General features: G+C 40.2%; 20 protein-coding genes. 6 read left to right on the forward strand and 14 right to left on the reverse strand.

Translation table 11 applies throughout. The features are described 5' to 3' along the window. Positions 1-213: 213 nt before the first annotated feature. Positions 214-672: a hypothetical protein gene (locus N0O92_RS01400; RefSeq protein WP_315612814.1), complete on the forward strand. Its 459-nt coding sequence runs from the start codon at positions 214-216 to the stop codon at positions 670-672. Between the two features lie 40 nt (positions 673-712). Here N0O92_RS01400 and N0O92_RS01405 read toward each other — a convergent pair whose 3' ends face one another. From N0O92_RS01405 to N0O92_RS01445, 9 genes are all read right to left on the reverse strand, one after another. After that, positions 713-2,581, reverse strand: coding sequence for a sensor domain-containing protein (locus N0O92_RS01405; RefSeq protein WP_315612815.1), 1,869 nt, complete (start codon positions 2,579-2,581; stop codon positions 713-715). A gap of 284 nt (positions 2,582-2,865) precedes the next feature. After that, positions 2,866-3,399 (reverse strand): hypothetical protein, encoded by a 534-nt coding sequence (locus N0O92_RS01410; protein WP_315612816.1) that lies wholly within the window; start codon positions 3,397-3,399, stop codon positions 2,866-2,868. Then, the gene (locus N0O92_RS01415) at positions 3,396-4,010 is read right to left on the reverse strand and encodes a hypothetical protein (RefSeq protein ID WP_315612817.1); all 615 of its coding nucleotides are present in this window, start codon (positions 4,008-4,010) and stop codon (positions 3,396-3,398) included. The genes N0O92_RS01410 and N0O92_RS01415 overlap by 4 nt, the downstream gene beginning before the upstream one ends. After that, complete coding sequence (locus N0O92_RS01420) at positions 4,007-5,209, reverse strand: hypothetical protein (RefSeq protein WP_315612818.1); 1,203 nt, start codon at positions 5,207-5,209, stop codon at positions 4,007-4,009. Before N0O92_RS01420 ends, N0O92_RS01415 begins: the two co-directional genes overlap by 4 nt. Beyond that, the gene (locus N0O92_RS01425; RefSeq protein ID WP_315612819.1) at positions 5,202-5,771 is read right to left on the reverse strand and encodes a sigma-70 family RNA polymerase sigma factor; all 570 of its coding nucleotides are present in this window, start codon (positions 5,769-5,771) and stop codon (positions 5,202-5,204) included. The genes N0O92_RS01420 and N0O92_RS01425 overlap by 8 nt, the downstream gene beginning before the upstream one ends. A 209-nt stretch (positions 5,772-5,980) precedes the next feature. After that, on the reverse strand, positions 5,981-6,172 hold the full coding sequence (locus N0O92_RS01430) for a DUF5698 domain-containing protein (RefSeq protein ID WP_315612820.1): 192 nt from the start codon (positions 6,170-6,172) through the stop codon (positions 5,981-5,983). A gap of 143 nt (positions 6,173-6,315) precedes the next feature. Then, positions 6,316-7,434 carry a plasmid pRiA4b ORF-3 family protein gene (locus N0O92_RS01435; protein ID WP_315612821.1) on the reverse strand — a complete coding sequence of 373 codons (1,119 nt, stop codon included), beginning with the start codon at positions 7,432-7,434 and terminating at the stop codon, positions 6,316-6,318. A 519-nt stretch (positions 7,435-7,953) separates the two neighbouring features. Then, positions 7,954-8,550, reverse strand: a complete 597-nt coding sequence (locus tag N0O92_RS01440; RefSeq protein ID WP_315612822.1) for a transposase — start codon at positions 8,548-8,550, stop codon at positions 7,954-7,956. 256 nt (positions 8,551-8,806) lie between these two features. Next, a complete protein-coding gene (locus N0O92_RS01445; RefSeq protein ID WP_315612823.1) occupies positions 8,807-10,144 on the reverse strand; it encodes an S-layer homology domain-containing protein in 1,338 nt (445 codons plus the stop codon). A 338-nt stretch (positions 10,145-10,482) separates the two neighbouring features. On the opposite strand from N0O92_RS01445, the gene N0O92_RS01450 reads away from it, so the two are divergent. Further along, complete coding sequence (locus N0O92_RS01450) at positions 10,483-12,483, forward strand: fibronectin type III domain-containing protein (RefSeq protein WP_315612824.1); 2,001 nt, start codon at positions 10,483-10,485, stop codon at positions 12,481-12,483. Positions 12,484-12,584: 101 nt separating this feature from the next. Further along, positions 12,585-14,675: an Ig-like domain-containing protein gene (locus N0O92_RS01455; protein ID WP_315612825.1), complete on the forward strand. Its 2,091-nt coding sequence runs from the start codon at positions 12,585-12,587 to the stop codon at positions 14,673-14,675. A gap of 237 nt (positions 14,676-14,912) precedes the next feature. On the opposite strand, the gene N0O92_RS01460 is transcribed toward N0O92_RS01455, so the two are convergent. The 3 genes from N0O92_RS01460 to N0O92_RS01470 all read right to left on the reverse strand — a co-directional run bounded on the left by N0O92_RS01460 (position 14,913) and on the right by N0O92_RS01470 (position 18,602). Next, the gene (locus N0O92_RS01460; protein ID WP_315612900.1) at positions 14,913-16,004 is read right to left on the reverse strand and encodes a glycerate kinase; all 1,092 of its coding nucleotides are present in this window, start codon (positions 16,002-16,004) and stop codon (positions 14,913-14,915) included. Between the two features lie 56 nt (positions 16,005-16,060). After that, positions 16,061-17,329 (reverse strand): GntP family permease, encoded by a 1,269-nt coding sequence (locus N0O92_RS01465; RefSeq protein ID WP_315612826.1) that lies wholly within the window; start codon positions 17,327-17,329, stop codon positions 16,061-16,063. 121 nt (positions 17,330-17,450) lie between these two features. Beyond that, positions 17,451-18,602 carry a sugar diacid recognition domain-containing protein gene (locus N0O92_RS01470; RefSeq protein ID WP_315612827.1) on the reverse strand — a complete coding sequence of 384 codons (1,152 nt, stop codon included), beginning with the start codon at positions 18,600-18,602 and terminating at the stop codon, positions 17,451-17,453. Between the two features lie 229 nt (positions 18,603-18,831). Here N0O92_RS01470 and N0O92_RS01475 point away from each other — a divergent pair, with 229 nt between their 5' ends. Next, the gene (locus N0O92_RS01475; protein WP_315612828.1) at positions 18,832-19,320 is read left to right on the forward strand and encodes a hypothetical protein; all 489 of its coding nucleotides are present in this window, start codon (positions 18,832-18,834) and stop codon (positions 19,318-19,320) included. Positions 19,321-19,375: 55 nt separating this feature from the next. Here the strand turns inward: N0O92_RS01475 and N0O92_RS01480 are convergent, their stop codons facing one another. Next, complete coding sequence (locus N0O92_RS01480) at positions 19,376-19,519, reverse strand: hypothetical protein (protein ID WP_315612829.1); 144 nt, start codon at positions 19,517-19,519, stop codon at positions 19,376-19,378. A 249-nt stretch (positions 19,520-19,768) separates the two neighbouring features. Between N0O92_RS01480 and N0O92_RS01485 the strand changes: the two genes are divergently transcribed. Continuing rightward, a complete protein-coding gene (locus N0O92_RS01485; RefSeq protein ID WP_315612830.1) occupies positions 19,769-20,884 on the forward strand; it encodes a hypothetical protein in 1,116 nt (371 codons plus the stop codon). A gap of 150 nt (positions 20,885-21,034) precedes the next feature. Continuing rightward, positions 21,035-21,571, forward strand: coding sequence for a hypothetical protein (locus N0O92_RS01490; RefSeq protein WP_315612831.1), 537 nt, complete (start codon positions 21,035-21,037; stop codon positions 21,569-21,571). A gap of 87 nt (positions 21,572-21,658) precedes the next feature. On the opposite strand, the gene N0O92_RS01495 is transcribed toward N0O92_RS01490, so the two are convergent. After that, positions 21,659-23,818 (reverse strand): SEC-C domain-containing protein, encoded by a 2,160-nt coding sequence (locus tag N0O92_RS01495; RefSeq protein ID WP_315612832.1) that lies wholly within the window; start codon positions 23,816-23,818, stop codon positions 21,659-21,661. Positions 23,819-23,936 lie beyond the last annotated feature (118 nt).

Here is a 23,936-nt window from a genome sequence, read left to right on the forward strand (position 1 = left end):
AATCTATCCCTCCAAAAATATCTCTCTATTATTAGAATACTAATTTACGCTTCTCAACTTCCATTATATGTTAATTATTAAATTGCTACAACATCTTTTCTTTTATAAAAATTTCCACTGTTTCAAATAAGTTCTCCTTTCAACATCAAACTCATAATCCCCCCCACCTCCGAATACCTATAGTACAACCCTAGAAAAGCAGGTGGTACTCCTATGCGCAGACAGAAATCCCCTCTTATTCTTATTCTTCCCTTTGCAGTTGTAGGGCTTCTTGTTTTATTGATTGTCCTTATTCCGTCTCAATCAAAGCAAGCAGATCGAATGGTTGATGAGTTTTATCAAGCGGAGCAAAAAGCTGACTTTGCTAGTTCGTGGGAGTTGTTACATCCGTCCATGCAAAGCAGGTTTTCAAGAGCGTCTTATATGCAAGATCGCGTTCATACGTTTATGAACCATTTTGGAGCAGACACGTACACATATACAACGTCCAAGCCGAATAAAATAAACAATTGGAAAATGACAGATGACTCGGAACCGATGGAAGTTTACGAAGTGATTGTAACGAAAAATTACAGCGGAAAGTATGGAAGGTTTCAATTTGTTCAATATGTATATGTTTCACTAGACGAGGAAGTACCAGGCATTCTTTGGGATTATAAAGATCCGTCATAAAAAAAAGGGGTGCCGCCTTTGGTTGTGCGAACCCCCTTCCTTATGACACAATCTCTTCTCCAAAAAGGTGGACAGGTGCCACTTTTTTCACATCAGCTGCATCTAAAGGTTTAGTAAAATAAAATCCTTGTGCCTCATCACAATCATGAGCAATTAAAAAATCAATCTGCTCCTTTGTTTCAACACCTTCAGCAATTACACGCAGGTTTAAGTTTTTTGCCATTCCTATTATCGTTTCGACGATTTTTCGATCATTTGGATCACTCGTAAGATCTCGTACAAATGTCTGATCAATCTTCAATGTATCAATTGGTAAATGTTTTAAATAACTAAGCGAGCTATAGCCTGTTCCAAAATCATCGATTGAGACCTTGATCCCGATTTTTTTCAGTTCGGTAAGAATAAAGGAGATCTTCTGAACATCCATCGTCATCGTTTCGGTTATTTCTAGCTCGAGGTAGTTCGGTTTTAAACCTGTCTCACTTACGATTTTCGTTAAATCATAAACAAACGTTGGATGATAGAGCTGTCTCATTGATAAGTTAACCGATACAACAACCGGCTCTGCCCCTGCTTCTTGCCACAGTTTATTTTGGACGCAAGCTTTTCGTAATGCCCATTTTCCAATAGGAATGATCAATCCCGTTTCTTCAGCAATCGCAATAAAATCAGAAGGAGGAATATAACCAAGACTCGGATGCCTCCAGCGAATGAGGGCCTCAAGTCCAGTCCTCTTACCTGTTTTTAAGTCGATTTTATCTTGGTACATTAACACGAATTCTTCTCGCTCTATGGCTTTTCGCAAATCCGTTTCAAGTGGAAGTCTGTCATACGTATGATCATGTTCAAAATCATACAAATAGTAGCTGTTTTTTCCTTGCTTTTTCGCTTGATACATCGCGATATCGGCTTTTTCCATCAACGTTTTAACATGATCGCCTTGCTGAGGAAAGTTTGAAATGCCGATGCTCGGCGTCATGAAAAATTCATGGCCTTCAATTACAAAGCTTGTCTCAAAACGACCAAGAATGCATTGGGCATATTCCTCTGTCTCTTGTTCTGTGCAATGTGTTAGCAAGATGGCGAATTCGTCGCCACCATATCTAGCAATGAGCGTCCCTTCTACTCTCGCATCTTTTAGCCTCTCAGCCACTTCCATTAATAAAAGATCGCCGATGTTATGCCCCAATGAATCATTGATTGTTTTAAATCCATCTAAGTCCAAAAATAAAATAGACCCCGTCGAACCATTTACCTTTGACTCTTTTATCGCTTCCTCAACACGCTCTTCAAAGCGCCTTCGATTCGGAAGGCCAGTAAGCGAATCATGAAACGCTAAATGGGTAATCAATTCTTGCGCTTTCTTGCTTTTCGTTATATTTTTCGTAACCGCATAGACCCCTTCTACCTTTTCATTTACTCGGATCGGGATCATGGTTACCATCATATGAACTTGGTTTTTATGAAAATCAACGGCTGTCGTTTCAAATGTGGTTGCTCTTCCATTAGCCGCTATACCGAAATGATGTTTCGTTTTTACCAACTCTTCCGGAACCGTCACATCAAATAAGTTCACTTGCAGTAGCTGTTCCTTTCTATATCCAGAAAATTTCACACTCGCTTCGTTTACATTAATAAAATTCCCCTCTAAATCGAGTGCCGATAAGCCATCAGGATGATACTGAAATAACGAGCGATAGCGTTGTTCACTTTCATCTAAACTTTCCTTTATCGCACTCACTTTTTTCATTTGCCGATAATTAATAAACAAAACCAATAAACTCACAACCATAAGCAGGGCCATTATAAAAGCATTATCGAAAATCATGTCATCATATATTTTATGAAAGATAAAATCTACAGCGACATAGAGAACAAAAAAATAGAGAATAATAATTAGCTTCTTCATCTCTCGTACTCCTCTTCACACACTAGCAACCAGTACTTTTTCCCTAAATCGCTTATTCGATCGTCTTTCGCTAAAAAACCTCTTAATTAGGCAAAAATTGCTATTAATCTTATTTTATATGAAATCCTGCTTTTTCAACAGAATAATTTTAGTGGTAAAAACTACCTAGTTAATGGTGACAATGGAAATGATTGAAGCCTTACAATCTAAGGTACGAACATGCTAAATAACGCAACAGGGCACATTCAAACCCCATTGCGTTATTCATTGCTTTTCCTCCAAAACTACCGATACTCTGTCACATTATAGCGTTTCCCGTCTCCATCATTTCCATTCACATAATAATCTAGGTCGTGCATAATTCGGTGAGCTAAAATAATTCCTTGCGTATCTCGTGAGTCCAACGCTTGGTTAAGAGCAGCAATCGTATTTTCTGCGTCCTTTCGACGTTTGTCATTCGTCTCCATTTCAACCATCTTCTCTAATTGACTGACAAGTGACGTGAGAGCACTTTCATTCTGCTTCCAAGAAAAACCACGATAGCGATTCCAACCTACTAAACGATTTAACTCATCATGAGCCGAAGCAATCATCTCCTCCGTTCCGCTCACCTCACGTTCTTCATCAACCTCTTCTTCTTCCGACTTCTCATTTTGAACTGTAATCACTTCTACTGCCTCTTCTTCTGCCTCGTCCAAATACTCTTCAACTGAAACGGTCTCTTCATTGGCAACCGCATACCAATTTACCGCGATCACGACTGCAAAAAGTAAAATAATAGACCAAACCACCACTGTAGCAACTTTTTTATTTTTCATGACTTTGCTCCTTTCTCTTGTTGTAACGATTGATTGATCGCATAATCAAGCTCAACAATAAGCCTGCAAGCTTCTCCATATAACTCAAACGAATCGGTAGCCTCTGATTGGCTTAGAAGCATCGAAATTTGCTGTAAGTATTTCGTTAATCGTTCATGCTCACTATATGACATCATCTCTCGTACACGATTCCTCATCCGCTTCCGGTCCTCTTTTATAAAATACAACTCTTCATCTGCAAAATCCTGCTCACTCCATTCTTGAAAATAGGCTATAGACTCAGCATAAGAATGAGCTGACAAAATTCCAACAAGCGTATAACTCCCGACCACATCCGATAACAACTCCAGAATTCTTGCATTGTTAGGATCTGAATGTGCCTCTGCATCGGGTGGTGAATCTACTGCGAAATAATGATGGATTTCCGTTAAGTAAGGGGAAATTTCAAAGGAAAATTCCTCTGGAGCCTCTGCTATATGGGCAACTAGCTCCTCCTTTTCGTACGATTTGTCTTCTACCAACGTTTCCACCTCTTCACTCGTTGATTCTATAGTGTTACAACCGACGAGTAAGAAGCTGAACCCTATAATCGCTACAATCCACTTCTTCACCGAGCGTTCTCCTTTTCTTTGATATATCGCTCAACCACTTCTTCATTCGTTAATGGTTCATAACTTTGAACAAAATGAATGTCCGAAGAACCATTAAACATCTCATTTAAAATGTACAAATCACGGGCAGCTTGGTAATAATCCATGTACACTTCTTGAGAACTAATGAAATGATGATCGCTTACGGTACGAAGCCTTTCTTGCGTCTGGTTCAAGAAACTTATTAAATTGACTAGCTCCTCATCACGAGCATGCCGTAAAACTTCCTCTATCAAGGCGCTTTTTTCTCTAGCATCTCGAACAACTGAATAACCGATATACTGGAAATCGTCATAGGTAGAAACATCTAGCCAACGCTTCGCTTTTTCAAAATCCTCAATACTACCTGCTCTCCTTGCTTCTCCGTCCGTTTGCAAATAAAAGGAAGAAGCAAGAAGATACAATTTATCTAAAATGAGCTGTTTTTGTTGATTTGCACCTACAGGATGCAACTCATTATAAACTTTTCTATAGTTCGAGTAATGAGCAATAGAAATGGTATTTCGCCATTCCTCATATTCAGGTATTATGCTTCGCTGCTCCATCTCCGTTAAACGATACACATCCTGTTCTTCCAACTCTCCCAATTGCTCCAAAACTAACAATAGCTGTTCTCTAAAATTCTCATCTTCATTAAATCGATAAAGCAAGAAAAAAGGATCGTCGTGAATCAGCTCTTGAATATGATTAGGAAGCGTCAAGAATACATCGAGATGCTCATTTTCAATCATAGGTGTCATTCCAAGAAACGAGATTCCACTTCCAGTCCAATACCACTCTTCTCCGCTTTGCGCTTTGCGACGAAATTGATAGTCTTCAATAAACGTTTGTAGCAACTCATGGCTGTTTTCAATCTCTCTTCGAAGCAGTGGATCAGGGATCGCTTCAAGCTCTTGTTCGACATCAAAGTTTTCAGGTATCTCTATTGCCACTCGCTCACCGCTATCTTCCTGAAGAAAAAGCAATGACCCCGCCGACACAACAACGAATACAAAAAGCATGGTAGCTAAGGCCGGTTTAACATAATGAAAGAAGTACGTTTTCTTCTTTTTCTGTCTTTTGTGTTGAATGTTCCGCATCATTTTCGCTTTATCTAGTTCATGCTCCTGAAACACGTTCTCATCTAACCCTTTTTTCAACCTCTTCAATGGATCACTCAAGCCAATCCCCTCCTTTCCAACTTCGTTTTAACTGCTGCCTTCCTCTTTGTAACCTCGTCTTCACCGTAGCCACACTCATCTGTAAAAACTGACTAATCTTCACGGTTGATAGCTCTTCATAGTAATATAGAATAATAATTTCACGATATTTGATAGGAAGGCGAAGCACTTCCTGAGCTATCTCCCGCTCTTGACTTACTTGGAGTACCTTGCTTTCTGCCGATGTTTCTTGCCTTTGGTTGTTCAAGATGTTTCCAACCCAATCGGTTAGTAACGTTGTTTTAAAATACTTTTTCCTCATCAAATCTTTACATTGATTGGCTGTAATTTGATAGATCCACGTCTTCAAACTTGCATCGCGCCGAAACTGATGCAAATGGTCAAACACCTTTAAAAACACATCCTGTGCGATGTCCTCAGCCAAGCCCCAGTCTTTCACATAAGTAAAAGCAAAATTCGTGACCGGCTTTCCATATGTATCTACTATAAACTCTAAGATCTCTTCTTTTTCTCTCTCTGTAAGTTGAGAAAAATCCTCAACTTTTGTTACTATGTCAGTCAATTTACCACCCCCTAGGACACCCACACTGTTTTGACGTTGTTGATCGCTTTTGGGATTCAGAAAAAACGAAAAAAAATTTCGTTTTTCCAAATTTATCATTCTACCATCCACGCAACAAAAAAAGAAGCTAGAGCCTTATATGCCCCAACTCCCTGAAATCCACTACGATACCCGAGCCTCTCTTTTATCACGCTTCGCTTTCCTCTTCTTCATTGCCTTCGTAATATAGCCACCTTTAAAATTACGAGGCTCATAGGAAACGCTACTACATAAATTATACCTTCGAGGATACCGAGAGCTGCAGCTTTTTCTTTCATGCCCTTTACCATCATAATCGTTCTCAGCGTCAACACCGGAACAAACAACAGCTGAGCAACGAAAATAATCAGTGCTTGTAGCATCGTCTCACCTCTTTCTAAATGTCCAACTCGTGTAGTGTAACAGGTACTTTCAGTCAGGGCTAGGGGTTTGGACTGCCCAGATTTATCCTACACGCTTCGCCCCTGCCAAAAAGCGACAAAACCCGGGGGGTGACAGGCACCAGCTACATCCTCTTCATCCTTCTACTCACATACTCCACATCAAAGTCTTTATACCCTTGACTTATCCCCCAGTCCCTCATTTCAGCGTGATCCGGATGAGTTCTATCTGCAAGAATTGCCAAAAACTCCTCATAGCCAGGCTCTCCACCGACATCCTCAGGTGGGGCATTTCCCTCTCCAGCTAGGCAAACTGGGTAGTTCTGATCATAATCATTGATCATCTCTTCAACAATAATATGATGAGCCCAGTTGTCGCCAAAATCATAATAATAGGTCACTTCTGCAGGAAGGTAGTCTGCTAGCTTCTCATATGTTTCCATCTTCATCGGTACATCGTTTACGTAGCTTAAAGCTTCTTCTGTACAGACCAGCGTCACGATTGGCTTTCGTTTGTCTTCCTCCTGTTGCCTGTTCATAGGATCAAATGGTTTCTGTACAAAAACACGAAATTCATGCAGATGAGAGTCATGCCAGTCAAAGGCAATTTGAATAGTTTCATGTAAATCAACAAAGCTAATTTGTTTAGGAACTACAATTTTTCGCCAAACATGATGATTCCCCATGCCTAAAGTAATACGAAGAACCAGCGCTTCTGAATTAAAAATAGAAGCCCCATACCATTCCTCTATATCACGAAAAAATAGATCACTCGGGACAATATAGTCATTCTTTCCATTTCCAACAAGAAATCGACTCGCCCTTTTACTCACAGGCGCTTGGTAATGAGAATCGGGATTTAAATCTCGTTCAAAAATCAACGGGTTCTCACACGCCTTATTCAGTCTGGCAACCGATGTCCGGTCTTTCGTTGTCGAGAAAGTAAATTCCTGAGCTTTCGCTTGAGAAAGAAATGCCTCAGCCACCTCATCCTTAATGTTCTCTTCATGAAATGTTTCACGAATCGCTTGTAAAAGTAGCTCGTCCATCTTCTTGAGATCCTTTCCCTTCACTCCATGAATGATAATCACATAACGATTGCTATTATTCATAAAAACCAGCGTTTTTCTCCGAGCCACGGTAACAATATTTGCATGCCAAGAAAACAACTCCTCTTCCTCTGTCGGAGGGGATGGTTTCATCTTCAATTCCGTTAACAACTTTTTGGTACATTGAATTAGCATAATTAGCGCTCCTATATTCTTTTCTTGTTATAACTATCATAACATACAAAGCGACAAAAACCGGGGGGTGACAGGCACCAACCTTGGCACCAACCTTGTCGAACAAAAAACACCTATCCCCCATAAATTTCGAGCATTTTCACCTTCCATTTTTGTTACTGTAATACAAACAACAAATTGAGGTGATCTACCATGCACTTTAATCTTCTGTTAGATATTGTCTTAGGAAAACGAGAAATTCTACATATCATCGAATGCCCTGTCTGCTCACTCGAAGAAATATACTATAAAGACCCATCTACGAACAAACAAATTGGCAGAGCTTGCTCTCATTGTAACTTTGTTCAGAAGTTTGACTTTGATGTAAAGACAAGTACATAACAAATGAAGCAACATCACAATGATGTTGCTTACACTTTGTCTCGTTGAGGCACATCTACCCAAGGAACTGCCTCATTATCTCTTCTTTGATAACTCACCTCGTTTTCATTCCGAGAACTTGCCTTTCAAATCTGTCACTCAATCAACAGCAGACGACACTCTTCCTTCAGCCTGCCACTCCGGCGAACTTGGCAGCGTTAGACAATACTTCACATACTCCTTCCGTTTCGCCTCATTTGTTCCGGTAAAATAGCTCGTTATATGGTTGGGATCGATAAAGTGAGGTGGAGAGATTTGAGGGGAATACAGAAATCGAAAACTGCTCCAATGGTAAACAGCTGGGTGTGTCACTAGATTGGCCTTCAGTGGATTAAGATGGATATACCGACTAACTTCAAGCATTCCTGCGCGGTCTTGGATCATTTGTGAAAAGTAACGCTTCTCAAAAACATGGCCGGTTAATTTGTACTTAGTATTAAAGTAGTTTGCGTAGCGCTTATTGACGAGTGACATCACTTTTGAGATGTGTTCAGGAGACCTCAACTGAAGATGAAAATGATTGGTCATCAAACAGTAAGACACCAGCTGATACGGGATTCTCTCGTAAACTTTCTCAAGAATTTGCAAAAACACAACAAAATCACTTGAATCAAGAAACAAAGCATCACGCCTGTTTCCCCTAGAAACAATATGATAAAAGGCATGCGGAAGCCAATCTCGTCTTTTTCTGCCCATAGCACTCCTCCTTGGCTGACCCATATAATAGTTTTTAAAAAAAGTTTGTGTGGTTTTAATTAATAAGGTTAAAGAGGTAACTCAAAGAATAACAGAAGAATAAAGCGTTGTTTGTGGAAAGAAGAAAAGCTGAAACTAAATATAAACGTATCGTAACATGCTTATCTACAAAAAGAAACGATTAAATGCAAAATTCCGACTAATCATTCGACAAAAAACGGGTGGTGACAGGCACCACCCACACTACACACTCCCTCTACTTCCGCAATTCCTCATTATTCTCATACAAACGGTGAATAATCACAGTCATCTGTGCTCTCGTTATTGGTTGATTCGGCTTAAATGTCCCATCAGAAAAACCTGTAATGATGCCTTCTTGTCTCATCGTTTCAATTGCAGTTATTGCCCAATGATCATTTCTCACATCAGTAAAAGCACTTGATTTATTTGATGATGACTGACTATAAAATCCAGCATTGTAAAAAATCTGAGCGACTTGTGCTCTTGTCACGTTAGTTCCAGGCGAGAAGTTTCCACTACTATTTCCATTCATGATCCTATTTTGCGCTACTAGATTAATAGAGTCTAACGCCCAAAAATTATTAGAAACATCATGGAACTGAACCGTTCTATTAGTAGATTCTAGTTTTAAAAAGTTAGTAAGAATGGTAGCTGCTTGCGCTCTCGTTAAGTGGTTACTCGGTCTAAATGTTTGATCCGAATGCCCATTGATCCAGCCTTTTTCAGCCGCAAGTAAAATGGACTCTTCCGCCCAATAACCATTAATATCTCTGAATACCGATCCATTTGTGTTTGTGTTTGTGTTGGTATTATTATTCGTATTGGTATTCGTATTACCCGTTTTTTCCTCAGTTCGACGGTCGTACTGAAATAGATTCCATTGAGTCATAATTCTTCCGACTGTATCACGGTAATAGTTCCCACCTAAATGGTTGTATCCTGCGTGAGCAATATCAAATAAGTACTCTCTTGAGGCATTTTCAATACTCATGCCATTGTTAATTCTCGTGCGATATTGATCTCTAGCAAACCCATATCTTTGGTTCAGCAAAAGAGTTCCTGCTAAGAAATTAACTGATTCTTCATATGAACTAAATTGACGGTACCAGTTATCTCTTCTTTTCGTTTCGTCAAAAATAATTCGGTCTGGTCCTAAGTTTTCAATAATAGGAATGGGTTCAAAGTCCTCATCTGGCTGGCCTTGCAACTGCCAAGCATTAGAAGAATTGCCTCCCCACACTTTAATTCCAAAAAGATTATTCGCAAAATGAGCGGTTCTTGTCGTCCCAAACCCACTCTCGATAATAGACATTCCGATGATCGCACTAGCTGGGATTCCCCATCTTTCACTTGCTCGTACAGCATGTGGAGCGATTTCTTGTATGAATCGTTCTTGCTCTTGAGTAGTTGGTCTAACCTTCATTGGTAGATAAGCGTTACTATTTCGACCTGACACTCTATCTTCAAACGGAAGCGGATCAAAAAGTGCCGCATATGCTGACTTCGATTCTACTGCTAATAACGACAATACCAAAATCATTGAAAGGACAATCTTAGATGTTAGTTTTACCAATAAATTCCCCACCCTGTTAGTAATCTATGAAGCTATGACTGTAGTATCATAGCAGATTTTCTAACTCAAAAGGCATAGGGGAAAAATTTACCTGATGGTAAGTATTGTAATTGGCGGAACGATGGGAAGAGATTCATTGTCCCCAAATTATCTAGTAAATGATCGGATCACACTCTATCTAACTTTTCACCCTAATATCTTCTTCTCGTATCACCCGTTCCTTCATCCTACAACTTTCGTTCGACAAATACAAAATTTTTAATGACAAAAACAGGTAATAGGGATTACACTTCAAATAAAAAAGCAGTTTTAAAAATTGAATAGCTGGAGGAACTAGTATGAAGCAGTCACTGACGAGGGTTTCTATGATCTTTTTTTCCATTCTTTTGCTTCAAGTCCTTTCAATGGACACGATTTTTGCAGAAAAAAAACCGACAGAGGTTGGCGGCATGATCCGTTCTGATACGGTTTGGACGAAGGAGCAATCTCCTTATCTATTAACTAGGGATCTGCAAATAAGTTATGGCCGTTCATTAGTGGTGGAACCTGGTGTTGTTATTGAAGGAGGAAACCATTCCATTCAAGCTTTTGGCACCTTAAAAGCAAAGGGTTCAAAAAATTCAAACGTAATCTTTAAAAACGTTCATGTGAAGCCAGGATCCAATGCAATGGACAAGCCCTATCTAATTCATATAGAACACTCAGAAGTGACAGGCGGTAGTATTTATTCTCCTACCGGCAATGCCATTTATGGTTCTTTAATCCTAAGAGATAGCAAACTGATAAACACTTCCTATCTCTACATTTGGTATCCTACTAGTGACGTATATATCGAACGTAATATCTTTAAACATGCTGGTGGAATTAGTGTTGGCACAAGTGATGATGTTAAAGTCTATATTCGAAACAATGTCTTTTATCAGCAGAATTCTCCCTATGAGCAATACGCTATTATGAACTGGGCTAGTTACGGAAAATCAGAGACCATTGTTGAAAACAATAGTTTTCTATCAACAGATCGGATCGCTCTAAGACTACCAAGCGGTTACCAAAATAGTAAAATGACCGCCTCAAACAATTATTGGAATACTACAGATCCAAACATAATTGAGTCGATGATTTATGATCAAGAAGATGATCTGGCATCAGCTGATTTCATTTCTTATCAGCCTAGTTTAAGCCAGCCGCATAGTCGAACGCCTTTTTTAGACATTACAGCACCAACCTGGCATACAAACAGCCAGCTCAGAGCATCAAAAATCGGGCAAACTAGCATGCATTTAGAATGGACTCCAGCTTCAGACAATGTAGCTGTTACACATTATCGTATCTATCAAAATGATACGTTACTTACTACGGTTTCAGGAAAAACGCATACGCTTCATGTAAAGAATCTAGATCCATTTCAGGCGTATCACTTCCGAATAGAAGCAGGAGATAAAGAAGGAAATTGGTCCAAAGAAACGATAGAACAGTCTTTTAAAACGACAGATACGACAAAGCCAACGTGGCGCGAGGACTCTGAATTTTTCGCCTCTGACATAAAGGAAACGAGCCTTACCCTCTACTGGACCGCTGCTAGTGATAATGTAATGGTCTCACATTACCGGATTTACCAAGGAGACCAACTACTCGCTACTGTACCAGCAAGCCAACAGTCTTTTACCGTCAAAAAACTAGCACCTTTTCAAACATATCGCTTTCGTGTTGAAGCTGGGGACGAAGCCGGGAATTGGTCTTCTAAAAGTGTAAAGCTCTCTGTGAAAACGACGGATATCACGCCACCTAAATGGCCGAAAAATAGCCAGTTAACAGCTACAAACACGAAACAAACAAGCCTTACCTTAAACTGGACTCCGGCTACCGATAATGCCGCCGTCTCTCATTACAGGATTTACCAAGGTGACGACTTACTAACTACGGTCTCAGGAAGTAAGCAGTCCTTTACCGTTAAAAATTTATCCCCTTTTCAGTCCTACCGCTTCCGTGTTGAAGCTGGGGATAAAGCCGGAAATTGGTCTTCTAAAAGCTTAAGACTTACTGCCAAGACAACCGATACAACGTCACCTAAATGGCCAGAGGGAAGTCAAATTTCAGCTTCCAATATTAAAAAAACTAGTTTAACCCTTAACTGGAATCGAGCCACAGATAATGCCGCTGTTTCTCATTATCGTATTTATCTTGGTGATGAATTGCTGACCACCGTTTCAGGGAACCGACAATCTTTTACCGTTAAAAACTTAGCCGCTTCCCAAACTTACCGTTTCCGTATCGAAGCAGGAGATAAGGCCGGGAACTGGACAAGCAAAGGACCAAAAAAATCCTTTAAAACTCTGTAAATCAAAACTCTATTAATCTATGAACCCATGACAGATACTATCTTTCGTCGTGGGTTCCTTAAATGCTCATTTTTCTATCATAAACGAGAGAAGGATTACCTATGAAAAATAAATTATGGATAAAGATATTGATGTTGATAACTCTACTTCTACCGCTTGGGATAAGCCAGGTTGTACAGGCTGAAAGTACGTCTTCATTGAGTAATGGCACCTATATTGTAGGCAAAGACCTTTCCACTGGACTACACACATTTACTATTTCTAAAGGGTCCGCTTCCATCCAGGTTAGTAGAGGTACAGATATTGAATTTTATGAGAGTATCGAGAGTAATAAATTCGATTTTTCTAACCAATTTACAATCAATTTAAAAAGCGGAGACGAAATAGAGATTTACAAATTCTATGGTGCATCGAACGTTAGCGTGAAGAAGGTTTCAAAAGTCGACTTATCTAAAGTCTCGCTCGGTTTCTATGAAGTCGGAACCGATATTCCTGCTGGAACCTATACAGTTACGTTTGACAAGCCTGCATATGGTGATGATTTAGCTTTCATCGATATTTATGATCAATACTATAATGAAAAAGACTTTCACCTACTATTTGCTGATGATGACTCAATTGAGTTAAAAGTATCAAAAGGAGATAAGTTGTATCTCTCCATGTTAATAGGTACATTACACTTCAAAGAGAAAGTGCTCATCCCGCAAAGTATTACAGTAAACAAATCAAAATTGTCCCTAATGGTGAACCGTTCTGAACAACTAACTGCTACAGTTCATCCTGCTACGGCAACAAATAAGAGCATTACCTGGACTAGCAGTCACCCTAATATCGCAACAGTCGATTCAAAAGGAAATGTAAAAGCAATAAAAGCTGGAAGTGCCACAATCACCGCGACAGCCAAAGGAAATACGTCGGTTACTACGACCATTCCTGTAACAGTCACAAACATTGTGCCAACGGACTTAAAAGTAAGCAAATCTACGTATCAAATTACAAAAAATCAAACAGTCAAACCAACTATAACCGTCTCTCCATCTGATGCAGCAAATAAAAACATAACCTGGAAGAGTTCGAATACGAAGGTGGCTACTGTTGATTCAAAAGGAAACATTAAAGGAATTTCCAACGGCACTGCCACGATTACAGCAACGGCAGAAGCCAACACGAACGTCTCTAAAAAGATCAACGTAACGGTTTCTACTAAAACGGTAAAACTAAATAAAACGAGTTTATCGATTACTGCAGGCCAAAGCGAAACGCTTAAAGCGACCGTCTCCCCTGTTGACAGTGTAGAACAAGCTGTAAAGTGGAAATCATCAAACACAAAAGTAGCCACCGTCGATAACAACGGCAAAGTCACAGGAAAAGCAAAAGGGACAGCAACCATTACAGCGACAGTGAAAGATGCGAAAGATGCCAGTGCAAAAGTAACCGTTACTGCCCCAGTTGCGGCAAAATCTATTAAGCTCGATAAAACGTCAGCAACACTCCATAAAGGAAAAACACTAACACTATCTGCTACTATTAGCCCTAGTAATACAACAGATAAAACAGTGAAGTGGAAATCGTCGAATACAAAAGTAGCGACTGTCAGCAGCAAAGGTATCGTGACAGCCGTCAACAACGGTACTGCTCAAATTACAGCCACAACAACAAATGGCAAATCTAGCTCTATGACCGTAACGGTTCCGTATGTAAAAAACCTAAGTGCCGGGACATGGAAAGCCGGAAGGGATTTACCAGAGGGACGCTATAAAATTACAACAACTTCTGGTAGCGGAAATTTAATTATTGGTATGGGCACCAACCGATTCGTGAATGAAATCCTCTCAAGTAGCGATAACACCTATAGTGTGAAAGTCGTTACTACCGATATAAAATCTGGGGATGAAATAGAAATAATGGGGCTAAACAGTGTCCAATTTACTAAGGTTTCCAATGTGAAATCCAACACCCTACATGCAGGATACTGGACCGTAGGCAAAGATATTAATGCAGGTAGATACCAAATTACAACACCTCGAGGATCTGGCAATTTAATCATTTACAGAGGAAATCGTTTGCTCGTAAATGAGATCCTTTCAAACAAATCCGATTCCTATACCGTAACAAGTGTGACAACAACATTAAATTCCGGAGACCGAATCCAAATTTCCGGATTAAATCAGGTGAATTTCAAGAAGAAATAGCGAAGATGTAAGGCCATGGGGCACAGGAACCAGTTAGGTTCCTTGTCCCATTTTTTCATTTCTAGAATCACCTCTTCCGATACTCCATCGCTCACTTAAGAACAACAACCCCGTATTTCCCCATGCGTGACACGCACCCCCACAAACAAAAAAACCTCCCCTTTTTAAGGGAAGATTTTCGACAAAAACCGGGTGGTGACAGGCACCGCCAAAGGGCACCGCCAAAGGCGGCACCGTCTACCGCACTGCCATCACAGCTGCTAGATTCCGAGCTGTATTTTTCGTATTTTCATAACCTGTTTTAAGAGCTTCTTCCAACGTTACAGCTCCCGGCACAATACTAAAGATCGCATCAATCCCGTGATCATATACATTGGAATAATCGTCTGTTAAACTACCTGCAAGCGCAATGACTGGTACATCATATTTTTTCGCTGTTTTCGCCACACAAATAGGGGTTTTCCCGTGAATCGTTTGATGATTAATGCCCCCTTCTCCTGTGATAACCAAATCAGAATCCCGAACCGCCTCTTCTAGTTTAGTTGCTTCAATCACAAGGTCTCCGCCACGTCTTAGCTCCGCTGGTAAAAAGGCAAGCAGTCCTGCTCCTAATCCACCAGCCGCTCCTGACCCTGGCACCTCTTCAATGTCTTTCCCTACGTCCCGACTGATCACACGTGCATAATGAGCCAAATTCGCGTCTAGCACCTCAATTTGTTCTTTTGTTGCTCCTTTTTGAGGACCATAAATAGCAGATGCTCCTTTTGGACCAGTTAATGGATTATCCACATCACACGCGACATCCACAGTCACATGAGCAAGACGCTTATCAAGGTGAGTTAAATCGATTCGATCTAGCCTTGCAAGACCTGCTCCGCCAAACGGAATTGCATTACCCTCTGCATCTAGTAATCTCCCGCCTAACGCCTGAATCATCCCAGCTCCACCATCATTGGTCGCACTTCCACCAATTCCGATAATAATTCGCTCCACACCTTGATCTAACGCAATCGAAATCAGTTCGCCGGTTCCATAAGTCGTTGCCACCATCGGGTTGCGCTCTTGACTCGGCACAAGCTCTAGCCCCGAAGCTGCCGCCATTTCAATAACAGCCGTCTTCCCGTCTCCAAATAGTCCATAAAATGCTTCTACCTTATCCCCTAATGGGCCGGTAACAGTCGTATACTCCACCGTTCCGCCTGTTGCATCGACTAACGATTGAACCGTTCCTTCTCCCCCGTCAGCCATCGGAATTTTTACATACTCAACGTTAGGCAAAACTTCTTTCATACCCTCTTCAATCGCATTAGCAACCTGTAATGCGGTCATACTCTCCTTAAACGAATCTGGTGCAATCACAATTTTTTTCACGCTCTTTCCCTCCCCTATAAAAATAACTTAAACACGCCAAAGATTAATGTTGAGACAATCGCAATCGTTAACCCAACTAGTGACTCATATGGAATCAACTTTAAACGCTCTTGAAAGTTCATTAGTACACTTCCCGCTGTCGCGTGGAAAAAGCTTCCGTGTGGGAGGTGATCCAAAACAGTGGAACCAGCATGAATCATCGCTGCACCCGCAAGACCGGCTACCCCTAATTCTATTAACGTTGCACTAAACACACTACTTGCTACAGCCGCACCAGCCGTAGTTGAAGCTGTTGCTGCTGACATGAAAATACCTGATACAGGCGCTAACACAAACGTTGGCAACCCAAGCACATCAATGCCATCAATGAGCACATTTCTTAGTCCAGAATTCGAAATGATTCCAGCGATTGTCCCTGTTCCAAGAAGCAAAACAGCTACACCTGACATTTTATTTAAACCAGAAACAATATACTTATTAATCGATGTAATCTTCCCCATTACTAATGCCCCGACAAGTCCACCTGCTGGAAGAGCTAGCATCGGATCGATAACAATATCGAATAACGGACGCAAAGCAAGTAACACAATCGTGACAAGTGGCGCAATAATCGCAAGCCCGAAAGCTGGCAACTTTTGCTCTTTTGTTTGTGTAATTTCATCAAGAGAAACCATCGACCCTTTTTGAGCTAACCTTTTCGCAATCACGTATGTCACAACAAGTCCGCATAATCCCGGAATAATTCCCGCAGCCATGACCGACGTTAACGGTACTTCAAATGCTTCTGCCACCGCAATCGAGTTCGGGTTCGGTGACATGATATTTCCTGCCTTACCTCCACCAATCATCGCGAGCAAAATCGCTGTTTTTGATAAATTGGCACGACTTGCAATCGCTAAGGCAATCGGCGCAACCGTAATAACCGCGACATCAACGAACACCCCGACAGCTGTTAAAATCATCGTCGCGATCGCTAGTGCGAACAATGCTTTTCTTTCTCCTATTTTCTTAACAATGCTTTCCGCTATGGAAGCAGCAGCTCCTGATTCAATTAACACCCCAGCAAGCACACCCGCTGCTAAAATCCGCAGAACAGCTGGGATAATTCCTTGTGCTCCGCCCATCATTAAGTCAACGGTTTCCGTAACCGACGCTCCGCCGACTAACCCACCTACCATAGCTCCTCCTACTAACGCGTAGACAGGTGGTACTTTTCTAAATATAAGAACAATTGCTAATACTAAACCTACTAGTGCGCCTAAAGCGCTTACTTGAATATCCATTGTTGTCCCTCCTAGTTGAACTGAATGTAATACTCATTGTAAGCGTTTTACTTTTATGTTTCATTGGTCAGATGACTAAAATAAAGCGCATTCAATAACGATATACTGTTCATTCGAACAGTCATTTTTCTCTAGTAGCAAACATATCGATCACTAGTGACAGGTACAACTCAAATAATTGCTTGTAATTTCTAGGGTCCTTTCCGGTTATCTCTTTGATTTTTTCTAACCGATACTGTAAAGAGTTGCGATGGATAAACAATTCATTTGCTGTATTGCTCGCCTTGCCATTTTCTTTTATGTATACTTGTAGCGTCCTTTGAAGTTCTCCTAATTCATCCTCTGCCCTCAACTTATTGACCAATTCGGAAAATGGGTTATTATCGATTTCGCTCGCTAATTTATTCATTAATACGTAAATCGAAAAATCATCAAACATGAAAAAAGGTTGTTCAGGCGCCAGCTTCTGCCCAACTAGTAATGTGTCTTTTGCCTCTTCATATGAACGATACATTTGACGAAAACTCGAGTAATAACCACCAACTGCTAGTTTCAATGTAGAATCGATTTTATGTAAGGACTGAAGCCAAATTCGAATCGTGCTTACAGTGCGATCCTTCTCCCACTGGCCATCTTTTTCATACACCTTTTTAACAATGACCATTTCTCCTGTAAATGTTGAGACTGCTAGATCTTCCTTCTCAAGAAGCTCATTGATCATTAATTCCAAATTTCGATTGTGCTCTAACTCAAGAGCTCCGCCTTTTACAATGATCACAACCCTCGGAACAGCTAAATCGATCTGTAGTGACTTTGCCTTTTCATAAAACAAATTATCCTCAAGATCGCTGCCGTTAAGCAATTGGTGTACAAACTCCTCTTTAATTCGTTCATCTAGTTGTAACTGTTTTTGTAAAAAAGCCTGCTCAATGATCATTTCAGTCGTCATCTTGACCAATTCCCCATATCCTCTCGTTTCGTCAGGGGCTCCCGTAATCCCAACAACGCCTAAAATCTCACCTTGAAATACAATCGGCAAATTGATTCCCTCTTTTACCCCATTCCACTGTTCTGTGTCCAACTTTCCAATCTCCACAGTCTCTTTTCTCCTTAATACCTCACTTGCCACTTCATGCTTCGTCGAAATACGCTGTCTATCCCCAGAACCAATAATCCTTCCTTCCCCATCCATCACATTAATGTTATATGGAAGAATCGCCATGGTCCGATTCACAATTTCTTGAGCAAGCTGTTCTGTTAAATACATGGTCATCCATACGCCCCCTTGATCTCGATCAATCTATTACTCCGATTTTACCCCATTTCCCGCCAAACCACATCATCCCCCTTCGACAAAAACCGTCAAAACCCGGGCGGTGACAGGCACCAGAAGTCGAACGATTTATAAAGGGGACTAGCTAATTTTGTAGAAGTGAAAGGTATTGGAAAAACGGATGTCAAACGATGGGTGAAAAGATCATAAAAAACGGAGGATGATTGGTATGCTCAAATTGTTCAAAATTTTCAAAACATCTTACACTAAAGAACAAGATATGTGTGAACGAAGACTTGTTCGAATTATGAAACGTTTAAATGTTGCCTATTTCGATTACAACTGGGATCGTCACAGTTGTTATATTGAATTTAGATATAAAGAGACGATGTATAAAATGGAGCATTCTTCTGATAAAGCAAAAGGGACGGGGGTTGCCGAGTTACGTAGCGGATTAGACTGTTTAATTGAGTTAGTTGATACGTTTGAGGACTTGTGCCACATCACCGATCGGGGAACATACAAGCTCGAGACTTGGCTTTCGGGAATGAAAAAGACCTCTTTAGTAGAAGAAAAATCGGAACCTCTAGAAAAAATGAATATCAAACATAAATTATCAGGAAAACAAAAACATGAGGAGTACTCATTCGTAACCTCTGAATCTTCCCTAGTGGACTTTGATCGAACTAAAGTCATCCAGCGCACGAAAAGCAAATAAAAAAAACACCCTCCAATCATGTATGCGGTAACAACGTACATGATTGGAGGTTTTTTTAGTAACGATGTTGACGAGGAAAGCTCTTCTTATACATTTCCTTGTATCCAATTGCTTTAAAATGCATGACATCATAGTACGTTAGCTCATTTGTATTCATTTGTTTTACGAACCAAGCTTGCACTTTTTTAAGAAGAATCATAAATCCTCTCCCCCTTTTTACAGGATATTCCCGATCGGAGGAAAGGATCACTATTTTCGACCTGTTTTTGCAACTCGAAACAGCGACAATAACCGACAAACTTCGGGTGGTGACAGGCACCAGAACCGGAACTTTCCACCCAGTATTTTCTCCTCATCCTCCGAAATGGAAAATGTTGTATGATATGAAATGACTTGCTCACGTTCACGAATACGAACATCGCATCACCGCATAATGGAGGGATCATTCATGACGACTGTATCAACCTGGGAAATCGACAACATGAGAAACACAGTAAAGTACATAACGAACGGAAGTATTATATTAACCGATCACGAGGCCGTTGTTTGTCTATCCTTTTTAGATATGGAAGGGGAAGAAATTCAAGGGATCGTTCGAGCTGAGTACTTTTATAAGGATGAAAACCAAACTTTCGAAGGTTTGCTAGTTTTCACAAACTACCGAGTTCTCTTTTTCTCTTATGATGAAGCAAAAGGCGAAACGGGATTAGACTTCTTACAATATTACGAGTACTACGCGATATCTCAAGTTTCCTCCCTATTTGATACATCGACGTATTCCAAGCTAACCTTTGAATATAATGGTTCCTTCCAAGAATCCGTTGTTTTTCAAAAAATCAATCAATCCGTTTCGAGTACACTCGTTTCACTCATCACCCACTACGCTTCCATTAGAAAAGCTAAGGATTATAAGAAACCTAAAAAGCGAAATCGTTTCTTTCAAGGTGGCATTTACACCGTTGTTGGGATTATGGCGTTCTTATTCATCATTGGTGTTATTGCTGCCATCTTTGAAGATGAAGAGTATGCCGAAGAATACGAGGTTATCGAGGCGGTCGAAGCTTTTGACGAAATCGACCCTTATGCCGACATAGACTATCCCATTTACGATATCCAAGTCGAGAATAGCACGGTAACAGTAGAGGAATTGCTTCAGTATCAAATAGGAGATTCGTACTTCACAGATAACATTGAACCACCCAATTACGATCGAGACTACCCAACGATTTTCAACATAGAACCTGATGACAATATTCTCTACTATGTAGTAGAGATGACCACAACTAACCTCTCTAATGAAAATCTAGATATGCTTTTTGACGTCCCTATCCGTTTTACTCTAGTAGAAGATGACTTTTATGAGTTCTACCCAGGGTTTCTATACTTAATCAACAATGCCAGTGACTTTGCATTTGATTATGAATTAGCCTTAGGCGAAGAAATCGATATGTATCTCTATTTTGAAGTACCAGAAAAGTTGAAAGACAACGATCATAAAATAGATTTACATATAGAGAACATGTTCGACTATGAAGATCCAGGACTTACAATTCAATTACGTTAAAGGAAAAGACAGAACCGTTATCATAACGATTCTGTCTTTTTTTCTAGTGCATTCACAACGTTCGACAAAAACCGGGTGGTGACAGGCACCCCCGCTGATGTATACTACAATCAAACAACATCAAAATCCACCAAGAGCGGAGCACAAAACATGATCAAAAAGCTATTAATCGTTGTCTTTTTATGTACTTCTATCGGAATATGGTACGCCGTCTATCACAGCTACCAATCTTACACAAGTACGACCAATCAACAAGAATCTCCCATACAAGAGTTGTCTGAATCTGAGAATTATATAAACTATGTCTATCATATCATTGGCGATTTGGATAGACGGATGACAGTCTCAGCCACTATCTTGTACGCTTATTCAGACGGAAACATTACTAGAGAAAGTGCCTTACAACAGATTGAAGAGCATGTTGCAGCAACTGAGGTGGCACATAACAATTATGTTCCTTATGATACGAGTCAATTTGATTCAGCAGACCAAACCATCATCTCCAAAATCGAAAGCACAATAGAAAAATCACGCAATTTATACGTCGACTTACAAAATTATATGAAAGAAGCATTAGATCAGGGAGAATACGTTTATAAGGAGGACCTCACTCCTCTAACCTCTCCCGCAACAGACCTTATCATTGAGCTCAATGAACTGAGAGATCAACTCCTTGATCTTCCATAAGCTATATAAAGGAACCCTTCCTTACAATAAAGAGAGGGGTTCTTTTCGACAAAAACCGGGTGGTGACAGGCACCCCCAAGGCACCACCTACATCAACCATTCCGCTTCCTTCGAATACACTTGATAAATATCAACTACTTCAAACTCCGTCTTATTCTTCTGTTCAATTTCTATATCCAAGAACATGCCTTCATGAATTAAGGGGATGAATCTTGATGACACCCTGGCAGTAAATGGATCAAGTTCGCCTCCTACATCTTTTAACTCGATGCTGTTTTTATTCTTTTTCGTAACTTGAAATCTTCCTTCAATAACCTCATTGTAATCTCTATCTTTTTTCCGGAGAACTTTTGAGAGGTCAGCCATAACATCATTTACGTCACTTCTGCTGCGGTGAAATGGTGTGAAATGCGCCACTAACTCAGCCCCATCAAGTAATTCTCGCTCAACCTTAGAAATAAATTCCGCCACTTCTTTAGCGACCTTTGTTTTCTTCCTTTTCTCAAGCCACTTGGTAAACACCTTGATCGTCGATAAAAACTCTTTAATATGAGATTTACTAGCAGGCCCGTTGATCTCAAAGAAATCATAGACAATTACTTTCTCCCAAAACTCGTCATCCACTTCAGCCCAGCTCTCGAAAGCAGATTTCTCTAGCATTTCGCGGATATCAAAGAGGCTGTTGCGATATTTCCTAACCGTATTTTCCCCTTTTCCATTCGTCTTTTCATTGAAAAAGGTAACAGCGTCTTCCGTATAAAACGTCTGAAACGTTTGAGGAGTAAACCCTAAGCTCTCAAACAAAATCGCTTCTTCATCAGTAACAAACTTTGGCTTCGGATTTTTCGGTTTAGTTTCTTGAACAGTTGATTTTCGTAATGCTCCTCCCGTAACAAAGGGAGAAAGTGGCAGTCCAAGTTTTTTCCTAAACGAATTATAATCAGCGGTAAACTCAACCTCCCCAAAGTCTTCCTGAATCATCAAATACGTGCGATACTCCATTTGTTTCAACCATAAATCTGCTTCATCTGCACGTTTTTGTTCAACTAACTCCTGTAAAGAGAGATGATCATATTTTGGTATTTTATCATGAATATCAATAAGTCCAACCATTTGCGCATAAACGGAAACATATCGTGGAACTTGCTCACTCAATTGAACCATTGCATTTTGTATCTCAGCATTAAACGGAATCGTTACTGACTCTCTTTCCTCTGTCACATTGGCAACATAGAGGTGTACTTCCCCTAACTTTTCTAAAAACGCATCCCTAGCTTCCTCGCTATAGCACGTGAACGTTGCATACTCATCCTCTATTTCAAGGTTGCCAAAGACATCAGCCAGAACAACGTCTCCTTTGACTTCACTATCTTGATAGAGTTTCCAGTTTTTAAGCCAAGCTGCTTCCTTCTTCGTCTCAGTCCATTCATTAATTGCCAACTCCTCTAGTTCGTAAAAAAAGGTTCCCACCTTTCTCTCATCTAATAGATCAGCGTGGATTTTATAGACAGAAATTTCTTTCGTTGTATGCTCTTCTTTTTCTAGGTTCCGAATAGAAGTTGCCAATATTTCAGGATAGTAATCGTATAAGAATGAATCCTTGTTTTCGCTCTCAGCTTGCAATTTTTCTATCTTTCTTTTGGCACGCTCGATTCCATCTGGTGCAATCATGACATTGACACCATGAAAGAAATACTGATCACCCAATGGCTCGATTAACGCAAACGTCCCATACCATGGAGCGAATGTACGCAGCTGTTCTGATGGAAAAGGTACTGCCAGCGCTTCATTTGTCAAAACATCTCTAAACACAATGCTTGACTGTCTTTTCTCCACCGCTTCAACAAGCTTTGGCTGTAAGCTTGCCCATTTTTTTACAAGCTCCCTCTCTGCTCCTGATAACCTAGAAGCTCTCTCTTTTGCAAACCATTCAATCCCGCGCAAACCATTTTCATATCGGTGGAAGAAATAAAGCCAAAACTCAAAAAACATCCGCTCAACATGCTCATTAATGGTGCGATCGGTGCGATTTCTGAATTCAGTAAAAAGGTTTTGATCTTGTTTATACGTTAATTTTGAATCAATAAACATTCTTACCTTTTCGGTTAATTGATGTTTTTTCTGTGAAAAGCGTTCTTCCTTTGCCTGCTGAATTTGAACAACATTCTCCTTATTCATACAACACTTTTTATACTTCTTTCCACTTCCACAAAGACAAGGATCGTTTCGTAGGATTGTTACACTCATATCCAATCTCCTTTTAATAGGGTTATAGTTTCATCATAGACAATAAAATGAATGATCAATCATGATTACACTTTCCTGCCCCTTTATTAATATAAATTTATACTAAAAAAACCGAGTG

Source organism: Alkalihalobacillus sp. MEB130, from assembly GCF_032335535.1.
Classification (GTDB): domain Bacteria; phylum Bacillota; class Bacilli; order Bacillales; family Bacillaceae_D; genus Halalkalibacter.